An 11,499-nucleotide genomic window follows, 5' to 3' on the forward strand; every position below is an offset into this window, starting at 1 on the left:
GGGTCGGCGACGCGGGTTGCGCCGCTCCTGACGGGCGTGCCGGGCAGGGCCGGTCACCCGCGCTTCGGGGCCGGTGGCGAGCGGTACCGGCGGCCGGACCGTCCGGTGCCCGGGGAGGCGTGGCGGCATCGGGCCTGCTCGACCGGACCGGCAGTGGAGGAGTTGCCCGGCGGCGCAGGCACGCCAACACGCCGTTGACCCGAATCACTCCATCGGGTAAGCGCACAGGCATACTTTCTGGCTTGGGGGTACGCCAGCGCCCGGTGCCGCGAGAGCAGTGCGAGGAGAGACACGGGCGCACCGGAGGGACCTCCGATGCGACCCCTGCGCCTCGCACCGCACGGCAGGGCGGCAAGGGACGCGGGCTCCCGGACCCCTGCCGGTGAGGACGAGTGAGCTCGCGCCGGCGGCGCGGAGCCGCCGCACGGGTCCGGCATGTCGCCGGCGGGGGCGGGCGGTTGGCCGGCTGCTGCCCCGGCAGGCGCCCGCTCCGGGCGGACACCTCATGCGGGACCGCGGACCGCGGCAGCCGTGGACGGCGCCCGGCAACCCCGTCATCGCCGTCCCAAGCCACCACATCCCGCCACCCGATCGGGTGACCGGCACCGATATGAGCCGCTCAGCATCGGCATCCGGTGCACGGTGGTGACCTGCGGCCCGCCGCACGCGTTGATGCGGGCGGCAGGCGGCAGGCGGCAGCGCAGCACCCACAGGAGCGGAGGGCCGGGAACGGTGAGCAGTGCCGGACAGCGGGACGGACAGATCCCCCGGCGGACCGGGGAGAGCACCGCCGTGCCGGCGCGGGAGTTCCGCTCGCCGTTGACCCGGATGCTGCTCAGATCCGACGGGCTCACCACGCCCCTGCTGGAAGCGCTGGCCGGCGGGCCGGTACGGGTCGGCCGCGGGGACTGCGGCGAGATCAGGGCAGGCCGGGCCGAGGCGTCGGCGGCGCCGCTGGCAGCGGCCGACGCCGCCCCGCTGCTGGTACGCCGCTCCGTCATGGTCACCGGCAGCGGACACTCCGTGTCCGCCAACCGCGTCATCGCCCGCCTGGGGCTCGCCCCGTGCCTGGACGCCTGCCTGCGTGACCCGACGGCGCCGCTGGGCCCGGCACTGGCCGCCACGGGCTCCGGACCGCTGCGCCGCACGCTCCTGAGCACGGGCACATCGGCGTGGACCGCCGGCCGGACCCCGGGCGTGGGCTGCTGGCGCACCTACCTGATGCGGCTGGGAGACATCCCGCTGGCGGTGGTGACAGAGCACTTCGATCCCGCCCTGGTTCCCGCGCATACCGCGTCACACCGCGGGCGGTGCGCCATGGGCGCGTCCTGAGCCGGCAGCACCGCGACAGCACGAGAAGCGAGAGGAAGGACGCGAGCGGCATGGGCAGGGTGGGCATCATCGGAGCGGGCCCGGCCGGGCTGGTTCTGGCCTCTCTCCTGAGCGAAGCGGGAATCGAATGTGCCGTCCACGAACGGCACACCCGCGCCGAGGTGGAGGCCCGGCCCAGAGCCGGGCTGCTGGAGCAGCGCACCGTGGACCTGCTGCGTGGCCACGGCCTGGCGGAACGGCTGCTGCGCGAGGGCGTACCGCACGGCGGCTGCCTCTTCCTGTGCGCTGGGCGACGGGTGCGGCTGGACTACGAGAAACTGTCGGGCGGCGCCCGGCACTGGGTCTACCCGCAGCAGTTCCTGGTCCGGGACCTGATCGCCCACCTCGCCGAGGCTCCCGGCGTCACGCTGCGTTTCGCCAGCCCGGTGCGCGCCGTGCAGGACATCGAGACCCGCCCGGCCCTGCGCGGCACGGACGGCATCGAACGGTTCGACGTGGTCGCCGGATGTGACGGCTCCCGCGGGGTGGCCCGACGGGCCCTGCCCCCGGGCCGCACCCGCGAGACGGTGCGCCACTACCCCTACGGGTGGCTGGCGGTCCTGGCCGAGGTCGACCGCCCCGTGGAAGAGATCGTCTACGCCGGCCATCCCCGCGGCTTCGCCGGGCTCATGCCCCGCTCCGCCCGCATCAGCCGCTTCTACCTCCAGTGCGGCCCGCACGACACCCCCGGGATGTGGCCGCCCCACCGGGTGCGCGGTGAACTGCGCTCCCGCCTGGAGCATGCCGCGGAACTGCTGCCCCGGCTGCACCGGGTGACCGAATGCCAGGTGCTGCGCATGCGGAGCAGCGTGACGGAGCCGCTGTGCCACGGGCGGCTGTTCCTGGCCGGGGACGCGGCACACGTCCTGACCCCTTGCGGGGCCAAGGGGATGAACCTGGCCATCGCCGACGCCGCGGCACTGGCCGACTGCCTCACCCGCTGGCTGCGCGAGGACGATCCGGGTGCCGCCGGCGCCTACAGCGCCTCGCGCCTGCACGAGGTCCGGCGCGTGCAGGAGTTCTCCGGCCGGCTGCTGCACCTGCTGCACCTGCCACCCGATGCCGGTGAAGGGCACGGGGTGGAGCTGCGCCTGCGGCAGGCGGCGCTGGACCGGCTGGCCGAGGGCGGCCCGTACGCCGAGGACTTCGCCCGCCAGTACGTGACCTGCGAACCCCGCCCGCTCCCCGGCAGCCTCGGCACGCTGCCGCTGCCCGGGCCTGCGGCCACGGGCACCGCCTGACCTGGAAGGACACCGTACCCGTGACCGTCGTATCCGGCGGAACCCCTGGGCGGCCCCGCGCCGCACTGACGGCAATCCGCACCACCGCCGTCCGGCTGTACGGGCTCTCACGCGGCACCCAGGCCGCACTCAGCGTGGCCCAGCCCTGTCTCGGGCTGCTGCTCGCGGCCGGGATGCCGCCACCGGCCGGTACCGCGCTGCTCTGCCTCGCGGCCGCCACCACGGGATCGTTCGCCGGTTTCGCCCTGCACGACCTGATGGATCTGCGGCTGGACCGGAGCCGCTTCGCCCACCAGCGCCCCTGCGACGCCTTCGACATCGACATCGTGGGCCCGCGTCATCCTCTGGCCCAGGGGAAGCTGTCCACGGTGACGGCCGTGGTGTGGACCGTGCTGCTGGCGTCGGTCTCCCTGACGCTTTCTGCGCTGCTGGACCCGGTGTGTGTCGCGCTGTTCGTCACGGCCGTCTCGCTGCAGCTGGCGTACTGCGCACTCGCCACCGTGACGGCGTACAAGTTCCTGCTCACCGGCCTCACCGTGGCGGCGTGGGCAAGCGCGGGCTGGTTCGCCGCCGACCCCCGCCCGGAGGCCGGCGGCTGGCTGCTGCCGGCGCTGTTCGCCGGATGGATGGCCGCCTGGGAGATCGGCGGGCGCAACATCGTCAACGACTGGGCGGATGTGGAGGAGGACCGGCACCTCGGCGTCCGTACGGTGCCCGCGGTGTACGGGGTGCGGACCGCCGGGCTGCTCACCCTCGTGTTCCTGGCAGCGGCCTGGGCGGGGGGCATCGCGGTCCCTGCCCTCGGGGGCCATGGGCCGGCGGCCCTGCTCGGCACCGCGATCGCCGGGACATGGCTGCTGCTCGCGCCCGGATGGCGCCTGCTGCGCGACGGCAGCCCGCAGACCGCCCTGGGCCTGTTCAACCGAGCAAGCTTCTATCCGCCCGTCGTCCTGCTCCTCCTGGTCTGCGCCCCGGCGGCCGACCGGGCGCTGGGCCTGTGAGTCACCGGCCGCGTTCCCGTCCGCCCCGGGCCCCGGCGACCGCGCATCCACCGGCCCCCGCCGTCCCGCCGGCCACGGCTGCCACCCGCCCCGGCCGGGCCCGTGAACAGCCGGCTACCCGGCGGTCGCCTGCGCGCGGGCCGCGGACACCACGAGATGCCCGGGCGGGCAGAAGCGGGTGCGCACCTCGACCGGCGCCCCGCAGCTCGCGGCCAGTTCCCGGACCGCGGAAGCGCTGTAGACCTTCCTGAGACTGATCACGCCGTCGTGCAGATTCGCCGCGCCTCCGGTGAGAAGCATCAGCGGGGCCACGCCCAGCAGCACAGGATGACGCCAGGCGTCCACGATCAGCAGGCGGCGGGCCGCCCGTGTCCCCTCGGCCAGCACCTTGCGCACCTGAGGAGGTTCGAGGTGATGCAGTGACGCCGTGAAGACCGCCACGTCCCACGTGCCGTCCGGCGCGTCGATCGCGGTCGCGTCGATGACGCGGGAGCTGGTGCGAGGATCGGCGGCCAGGGCACTGCGGCGGAACGCCTCCAGCGACTCGGGACGGATGTCGCTGACCGTCACCCGGGCATCGGGCATGTCCTTCAGCATCCGCTCGGCCAGCCGGCCCCGCCCCGCGCCCAGCTCCAGGATTCTGGGGCCGGCCAGCCCAGCCGCCTCGCGTGCCACCAGCCTGCTGTACAGGCGGTAGCCCCCGGTCAGCCGCTGGAACCGGTCCAGCCCGCGCAGCACCCGCCGCGCTTCGTCCCCGTGCTCGGGCAGATCGATGTACTCCGGACGGCCGGTTTCGTACCACCGGTCCCACCATGCCGGACGGGGCCCGCCGCGGCCGAACTCACCAGTCACTCGCCACACCTCACCCCGTCACCTCCCCGGCCGTCCGCCGGAAAGCGTAGAGCCCGCGCCTGGCGCATCGCGGCCGAGGGGGGACCGGGTCACCCCATCGCGTGAGGGCCCGCGGCGGTACCGCAGCAGCCGCCCCCTGCGGGGATGGCCCCCGGGGCGGCAGGACGGGGCGGACGGCACCGGGGCTGCGGTCGGCGGCACGCGGCACCTTCCCGGGCGGGTGCCGCGGGCACCGCGCGGGTGCGGGATGCCGCCCCGAGGCGCGGGAGGGAACCGGGCGGGCTGTGCTCCCCGGCGGCCCGGGAGTCCTCCCTGCACCACACCGGGCGCCGGAAAACCGGTGTCGGCCGGCCGGCGCGGTGGTGTGTGATCGGGGTATGGCAATCGTGTTGGGCAGGCCGGGAGCCGGCGGGTTGGGCGAGGTCGTGGGTGTGCTGCGGAAGTGGCAGGACGACGGGGCGCCGATGCAGCTGCATCCGGGAGACGTGGGCTGGTTCTGGCGGTTCGGTCCGGAGGCGACGGCCGCGGCGGTCCGGACCTGGAGCCGGGACGGACGGATTCTCGCCGTCGGGCTGCTGGACGGTCCCGGGCTGCTGCGGCTCACGATCGCGCCGGACGCCCGGCGGGACGGTGAGCTGGCGCGGCGGCTGGCCGAGGACGTGACCGCGCCGGAGCGCGGGGTACTGGGGGAGGGGAAGGCGTACGTCGAGGCGCCCGTGGACGCACTGGTCCAGGATGCGCTGTCCGAGGAGGGCTGGAGCACCGACGAGCCGTGGACGCCGCTGCGCCGCGATCTCACCGGGCCGGTGGCGGAACCGGGTGTGCGGATCGAGGTGACCGGCCCGGAGCGGGCGCATGTACGGGCCGCCGTGCAGCGGGCGTCGTTCGACGGGTCGACGTTCACGGAGGAGCGCTGGCGGGCGATGGCGTCCGGACTGCCGTACGCCGACGCCCGGTGTCTGGTCGCGTACGACGAGCAGGGCAACGCGGTGGCAGCGGTGACGGTGTGGTCGGCCGGCCCGGGGAAGCCCGGGCTGCTGGAGCCGATGGGCGTGCACCGGGAACATCGCGGTCACGGCTACGGCAGAGCCGTCACCGTCGCCGCGGCCGCCGCACTCCGGACCATGGGCTCGTCGAGCGCGGTTGTCTGCACCCCGAGCTCCAACGCCGGCGCCGTCGCCACCTACATGTCGGCCGGATTCCAGAGGCTTCCCGAGGTCCGGGACCGGCGCCGGGACGCATAGGCCGCGGTCCGCCCCGGGCGAGCGTGCCTGGCCCGCCGCCGGCGGCGGGCCAGGCACGCTCGCCCGGGGCGGACCGCGGCCTATGCGTCCCGGCGCCGGTCCCGGACCTCGGGAAGCCTCTGGAATCCGGCCGACATGTAGGTGGCGACGGCGCCGGCGTTGGAGCTCGGGGTGCAGACAACCGCGCTCGACGAGCCCATGGTCCGGAGTGCGGCGGCCGCGGCGACGGTGACGGCTCTGCCGTAGCCGTGACCGCGATGTTCCCGGTGCACGCCCATCGGCTCCAGCAGCCCGGGCTTCCCCGGGCCGGCCGACCACACCGTCACCGCTGCCACCGCGTTGCCCTGCTCGTCGTACGCGACCAGACACCGGGCGTCGGCGTACGGCAGTCCGGACGCCATCGCCCGCCAGCGCTCCTCCGTGAACGTCGACCCGTCGAACGACGCCCGCTGCACGGCGGCCCGTACATGCGCCCGCTCCGGGCCGGTCACCTCGATCCGCACACCCGGTTCCGCCACCGGCCCGGTGAGATCGCGGCGCAGCGGCGTCCACGGCTCGTCGGTGCTCCAGCCCTCCTCGGACAGCGCATCCTGGACCAGTGCGTCCACGGGCGCCTCGACGTACGCCTTCCCCTCCCCCAGTACCCCGCGCTCCGGCGCGGTCACGTCCTCGGCCAGCCGCCGCGCCAGCTCACCGTCCCGCCGGGCGTCCGGCGCGATCGTGAGCCGCAGCAGCCCGGGACCGTCCAGCAGCCCGACGGCGAGAATCCGTCCGTCCCGGCTCCAGGTCCGGACCGCCGCGGCCGTCGCCTCCGGACCGAACCGCCAGAACCAGCCCACGTCTCCCGGATGCAGCTGCATCGGCGCCCCGTCGTCCTGCCACTTCCGCAGCACACCCACGACCTCGCCCAACCCGCCGGCTCCCGGCCTGCCCAACACGATTGCCATACCCCGATCACACACCACCGCGCCGGCCGGCCGACACCGGTTTTCCGGCGCCCGGTGTGGTGCAGGGAGGACTCCCGGGCCGCCGGGGAGCACAGCCCGCCCGGTTCCCTCCCGCGCCTCGGGGCGGCATCCCGCACCCGCGCGGTGCCCGCGGCACCCGCCCGGGAAGGTGCCGCGTGCCGCCGACCGCAGCCCCGGTGCCGTCCGCCCCGTCCTGCCGCCCCGGGGGCCATCCCCGCAGGGGGCGGCTGCTGCGGTACCGCCGCGGGCCCTCACGCGATGGGGTGACCCGGTCCCCCCTCGGCCGCGATGCGCCAGGCGCGGGCTCTACGCTTTCCGGCGGACGGCCGGGGAGGTGACGGGGTGAGGTGTGGCGAGTGACTGGTGAGTTCGGCCGCGGCGGGCCCCGTCCGGCATGGTGGGACCGGTGGTACGAAACCGGCCGTCCGGAGTACATCGATCTGCCCGAGCACGGGGACGAAGCGCGGCGGGTGCTGCGCGGGCTGGACCGGTTCCAGCGGCTGACCGGGGGCTACCGCCTGTACAGCAGGCTGGTGGCACGCGAGGCGGCTGGGCTGGCCGGCCCCAGAATCCTGGAGCTGGGCGCGGGGCGGGGCCGGCTGGCCGAGCGGATGCTGAAGGACATGCCCGATGCCCGGGTGACGGTCAGCGACATCCGTCCCGAGTCGCTGGAGGCGTTCCGCCGCAGTGCCCTGGCCGCCGATCCTCGCACCAGCTCCCGCGTCATCGACGCGACCGCGATCGACGCGCCGGACGGCACGTGGGACGTGGCGGTCTTCACGGCGTCACTGCATCACCTCGAACCTCCTCAGGTGCGCAAGGTGCTGGCCGAGGGGACACGGGCGGCCCGCCGCCTGCTGATCGTGGACGCCTGGCGTCATCCTGTGCTGCTGGGCGTGGCCCCGCTGATGCTTCTCACCGGAGGCGCGGCGAATCTGCACGACGGCGTGATCAGTCTCAGGAAGGTCTACAGCGCTTCCGCGGTCCGGGAACTGGCCGCGAGCTGCGGGGCGCCGGTCGAGGTGCGCACCCGCTTCTGCCCGCCCGGGCATCTCGTGGTGTCCGCGGCCCGCGCGCAGGCGACCGCCGGGTAGCCGGCTGTTCACGGGCCCGGCCGGGGCGGGTGGCAGCCGTGGCCGGCGGGACGGCGGGGGCCGGTGGATGCGCGGTCGCCGGGGCCCGGGGCGGACGGGAACGCGGCCGGTGACTCACAGGCCCAGCGCCCGGTCGGCCGCCGGGGCGCAGACCAGGAGGAGCAGGACGACGGGCGGATAGAAGCTTGCTCGGTTGAACAGGCCCAGGGCGGTCTGCGGGCTGCCGTCGCGCAGCAGGCGCCATCCGGGCGCGAGCAGCAGCCATGTCCCGGCGATCGCGGTGCCGAGCAGGGCCGCCGGCCCATGGCCCCCGAGGGCAGGGACCGCGATGCCCCCCGCCCAGGCCGCTGCCAGGAACACGAGGGTGAGCAGCCCGGCGGTCCGCACCCCGTACACCGCGGGCACCGTACGGACGCCGAGGTGCCGGTCCTCCTCCACATCCGCCCAGTCGTTGACGATGTTGCGCCCGCCGATCTCCCAGGCGGCCATCCATCCGGCGAACAGCGCCGGCAGCAGCCAGCCGCCGGCCTCCGGGCGGGGGTCGGCGGCGAACCAGCCCGCGCTTGCCCACGCCGCCACGGTGAGGCCGGTGAGCAGGAACTTGTACGCCGTCACGGTGGCGAGTGCGCAGTACGCCAGCTGCAGCGAGACGGCCGTGACGAACAGCGCGACACACACCGGGTCCAGCAGCGCAGAAAGCGTCAGGGAGACCGACGCCAGCAGCACGGTCCACACCACGGCCGTCACCGTGGACAGCTTCCCCTGGGCCAGAGGATGACGCGGGCCCACGATGTCGATGTCGAAGGCGTCGCAGGGGCGCTGGTGGGCGAAGCGGCTCCGGTCCAGCCGCAGATCCATCAGGTCGTGCAGGGCGAAACCGGCGAACGATCCCGTGGTGGCGGCCGCGAGGCAGAGCAGCGCGGTACCGGCCGGTGGCGGCATCCCGGCCGCGAGCAGCAGCCCGAGACAGGGCTGGGCCACGCTGAGTGCGGCCTGGGTGCCGCGTGAGAGCCCGTACAGCCGGACGGCGGTGGTGCGGATTGCCGTCAGTGCGGCGCGGGGCCGCCCAGGGGTTCCGCCGGATACGACGGTCACGGGTACGGTGTCCTTCCAGGTCAGGCGGTGCCCGTGGCCGCAGGCCCGGGCAGCGGCAGCGTGCCGAGGCTGCCGGGGAGCGGGCGGGGTTCGCAGGTCACGTACTGGCGGGCGAAGTCCTCGGCGTACGGGCCGCCCTCGGCCAGCCGGTCCAGCGCCGCCTGCCGCAGGCGCAGCTCCACCCCGTGCCCTTCACCGGCATCGGGTGGCAGGTGCAGCAGGTGCAGCAGCCGGCCGGAGAACTCCTGCACGCGCCGGACCTCGTGCAGGCGCGAGGCGCTGTAGGCGCCGGCGGCACCCGGATCGTCCTCGCGCAGCCAGCGGGTGAGGCAGTCGGCCAGTGCCGCGGCGTCGGCGATGGCCAGGTTCATCCCCTTGGCCCCGCAAGGGGTCAGGACGTGTGCCGCGTCCCCGGCCAGGAACAGCCGCCCGTGGCACAGCGGCTCCGTCACGCTGCTCCGCATGCGCAGCACCTGGCATTCGGTCACCCGGTGCAGCCGGGGCAGCAGTTCCGCGGCATGCTCCAGGCGGGAGCGCAGTTCACCGCGCACCCGGTGGGGCGGCCACATCCCGGGGGTGTCGTGCGGGCCGCACTGGAGGTAGAAGCGGCTGATGCGGGCGGAGCGGGGCATGAGCCCGGCGAAGCCGCGGGGATGGCCGGCGTAGACGATCTCTTCCACGGGGCGGTCGACCTCGGCCAGGACCGCCAGCCACCCGTAGGGGTAGTGGCGCACCGTCTCGCGGGTGCGGCCCGGGGGCAGGGCCCGTCGGGCCACCCCGCGGGAGCCGTCACATCCGGCGACCACGTCGAACCGTTCGATGCCGTCCGTGCCGCGCAGGGCCGGGCGGGTCTCGATGTCCTGCACGGCGCGCACCGGGCTGGCGAAACGCAGCGTGACGCCGGGAGCCTCGGCGAGGTGGGCGATCAGGTCCCGGACCAGGAACTGCTGCGGGTAGACCCAGTGCCGGGCGCCGCCCGACAGTTTCTCGTAGTCCAGCCGCACCCGTCGCCCAGCGCACAGGAAGAGGCAGCCGCCGTGCGGTACGCCCTCGCGCAGCAGCCGTTCCGCCAGGCCGTGGCCACGCAGCAGGTCCACGGTGCGCTGCTCCAGCAGCCCGGCTCTGGGCCGGGCCTCCACCTCGGCGCGGGTGTGCCGTTCGTGGACGGCACATTCGATTCCCGCTTCGCTCAGGAGAGAGGCCAGAACCAGCCCGGCCGGGCCCGCTCCGATGATGCCCACCCTGCCCATGCCGCTCGCGTCCTTCCTCTCGCTTCTCGTGCTGTCGCGGTGCTGCCGGCTCAGGACGCGCCCATGGCGCACCGCCCGCGGTGTGACGCGGTATGCGCGGGAACCAGGGCGGGATCGAAGTGCTCTGTCACCACCGCCAGCGGGATGTCTCCCAGCCGCATCAGGTAGGTGCGCCAGCAGCCCACGCCCGGGGTCCGGCCGGCGGTCCACGCCGATGTGCCCGTGCTCAGGAGCGTGCGGCGCAGCGGTCCGGAGCCCGTGGCGGCCAGTGCCGGGCCCAGCGGCGCCGTCGGGTCACGCAGGCAGGCGTCCAGGCACGGGGCGAGCCCCAGGCGGGCGATGACGCGGTTGGCGGACACGGAGTGTCCGCTGCCGGTGACCATGACGGAGCGGCGTACCAGCAGCGGGGCGGCGTCGGCCGCTGCCAGCGGCGCCGCCGACGCCTCGGCCCGGCCTGCCCTGATCTCGCCGCAGTCCCCGCGGCCGACCCGTACCGGCCCGCCGGCCAGCGCTTCCAGCAGGGGCGTGGTGAGCCCGTCGGATCTGAGCAGCATCCGGGTCAACGGCGAGCGGAACTCCCGCGCCGGCACGGCGGTGCTCTCCCCGGTCCGCCGGGGGATCTGTCCGTCCCGCTGTCCGGCACTGCTCACCGTTCCCGGCCCTCCGCTCCTGTGGGTGCTGCGCTGCCGCCTGCCGCCTGCCGCCCGCATCAACGCGTGCGGCGGGCCGCAGGTCACCACCGTGCACCGGATGCCGATGCTGAGCGGCTCATATCGGTGCCGGTCACCCGATCGGGTGGCGGGATGTGGTGGCTTGGGACGGCGATGACGGGGTTGCCGGGCGCCGTCCACGGCTGCCGCGGTCCGCGGTCCCGCATGAGGTGTCCGCCCGGAGCGGGCGCCTGCCGGGGCAGCAGCCGGCCAACCGCCCGCCCCCGCCGGCGACATGCCGGACCCGTGCGGCGGCTCCGCGCCGCCGGCGCGAGCTCACTCGTCCTCACCGGCAGGGGTCCGGGAGCCCGCGTCCCTTGCCGCCCTGCCGTGCGGTGCGAGGCGCAGGGGTCGCATCGGAGGTCCCTCCGGTGCGCCCGTGTCTCTCCTCGCACTGCTCTCGCGGCACCGGGCGCTGGCGTACCCCCAAGCCAGAAAGTATGCCTGTGCGCTTACCCGATGGAGTGATTCGGGTCAACGGCGTGTTGGCGTGCCTGCGCCGCCGGGCAACTCCTCCACTGCCGGTCCGGTCGAGCAGGCCCGATGCCGCCACGCCTCCCCGGGCACCGGACGGTCCGGCCGCCGGTACCGCTCGCCACCGGCCCCGAAGCGCGGGTGACCGGCCCTGCCCGGCACGCCCGTCAGGAGCGGCGCAACCCGCGTCGCCGACCCC

Annotated in this window: 10 protein-coding genes; 5 read left to right on the plus strand and 5 right to left on the minus strand. The window is 75.2% G+C overall.

The genetic code is table 11. The annotated features are described in order from the left end of the window. Positions 1-732: 732 nt before the first annotated feature. From GQS09_RS23120 to GQS09_RS23130, 3 genes are read left to right on the plus strand one after another with little or no spacing between them, the layout of a single operon-like run. A complete protein-coding gene (locus tag GQS09_RS23120) occupies positions 733-1,332 on the plus strand; it encodes a hypothetical protein (protein WP_165989321.1) in 600 nt (199 codons plus the stop codon). A gap of 50 nt (positions 1,333-1,382) precedes the next feature. Further along, the gene (locus GQS09_RS23125) at positions 1,383-2,612 is read left to right on the plus strand and encodes a 4-hydroxybenzoate 3-monooxygenase (protein ID WP_165989323.1); all 1,230 of its coding nucleotides are present in this window, start codon (positions 1,383-1,385) and stop codon (positions 2,610-2,612) included. A 20-nt stretch (positions 2,613-2,632) separates the two neighbouring features. After that, positions 2,633-3,613, plus strand: a complete 981-nt coding sequence (locus tag GQS09_RS23130; RefSeq protein ID WP_313896296.1) for a UbiA family prenyltransferase — start codon at positions 2,633-2,635, stop codon at positions 3,611-3,613. A gap of 114 nt (positions 3,614-3,727) precedes the next feature. Here GQS09_RS23130 and GQS09_RS23135 read toward each other — a convergent pair whose 3' ends face one another. Then, positions 3,728-4,465, minus strand: coding sequence for a class I SAM-dependent methyltransferase (locus tag GQS09_RS23135; RefSeq protein WP_313896297.1), 738 nt, complete (start codon positions 4,463-4,465; stop codon positions 3,728-3,730). Between the two features lie 377 nt (positions 4,466-4,842). Between GQS09_RS23135 and GQS09_RS23140 the strand changes: the two genes are divergently transcribed. Continuing rightward, the gene (locus tag GQS09_RS23140; protein ID WP_165989328.1) at positions 4,843-5,709 is read left to right on the plus strand and encodes a GNAT family N-acetyltransferase; all 867 of its coding nucleotides are present in this window, start codon (positions 4,843-4,845) and stop codon (positions 5,707-5,709) included. Between the two features lie 80 nt (positions 5,710-5,789). Here GQS09_RS23140 and GQS09_RS23145 read toward each other — a convergent pair whose 3' ends face one another. Further along, positions 5,790-6,656: a GNAT family N-acetyltransferase gene (locus GQS09_RS23145; protein ID WP_165989328.1), complete on the minus strand. Its 867-nt coding sequence runs from the start codon at positions 6,654-6,656 to the stop codon at positions 5,790-5,792. Between the two features lie 377 nt (positions 6,657-7,033). On the opposite strand from GQS09_RS23145, the gene GQS09_RS23150 reads away from it, so the two are divergent. Continuing rightward, positions 7,034-7,771: a class I SAM-dependent methyltransferase gene (locus GQS09_RS23150; RefSeq protein ID WP_313896297.1), complete on the plus strand. Its 738-nt coding sequence runs from the start codon at positions 7,034-7,036 to the stop codon at positions 7,769-7,771. Positions 7,772-7,885: 114 nt separating this feature from the next. Here the strand turns inward: GQS09_RS23150 and GQS09_RS23155 are convergent, their stop codons facing one another. From GQS09_RS23155 to GQS09_RS23165, 3 genes are read right to left on the minus strand one after another with little or no spacing between them, the layout of a single operon-like run. Beyond that, complete coding sequence (locus GQS09_RS23155; protein WP_313896296.1) at positions 7,886-8,866, minus strand: UbiA family prenyltransferase; 981 nt, start codon at positions 8,864-8,866, stop codon at positions 7,886-7,888. Positions 8,867-8,886: 20 nt separating this feature from the next. Further along, complete coding sequence (locus GQS09_RS23160) at positions 8,887-10,116, minus strand: 4-hydroxybenzoate 3-monooxygenase (protein ID WP_165989323.1); 1,230 nt, start codon at positions 10,114-10,116, stop codon at positions 8,887-8,889. A 50-nt stretch (positions 10,117-10,166) separates the two neighbouring features. Further along, on the minus strand, positions 10,167-10,766 hold the full coding sequence (locus GQS09_RS23165; RefSeq protein ID WP_165989321.1) for a hypothetical protein: 600 nt from the start codon (positions 10,764-10,766) through the stop codon (positions 10,167-10,169). Between the last annotated feature and the right edge of the window lie 733 nt (positions 10,767-11,499).

Origin of the sequence: Streptomyces sp. YIM 98790, from assembly GCF_011421595.1 — a bacterium.
In the GTDB taxonomy this organism is placed as follows: Bacteria; Actinomycetota; Actinomycetes; order Streptomycetales; family Streptomycetaceae; genus Streptomyces.

Coding starts and splice junctions, on each gene's coding strand:
- GQS09_RS23125 (WP_165989323.1), top strand. CDS start 1,383: ATGGGCAGGGTGGGCATCATCGGAGCGGGCCCGGCCGGGCTGGTTCTG.
- GQS09_RS23140 (WP_165989328.1), top strand. CDS start 4,843: ATGGCAATCGTGTTGGGCAGGCCGGGAGCCGGCGGGTTGGGCGAGGTC.
- GQS09_RS23145 (WP_165989328.1), bottom strand. CDS start 6,656: ATGGCAATCGTGTTGGGCAGGCCGGGAGCCGGCGGGTTGGGCGAGGTC.
- GQS09_RS23160 (WP_165989323.1), bottom strand. CDS start 10,116: ATGGGCAGGGTGGGCATCATCGGAGCGGGCCCGGCCGGGCTGGTTCTG.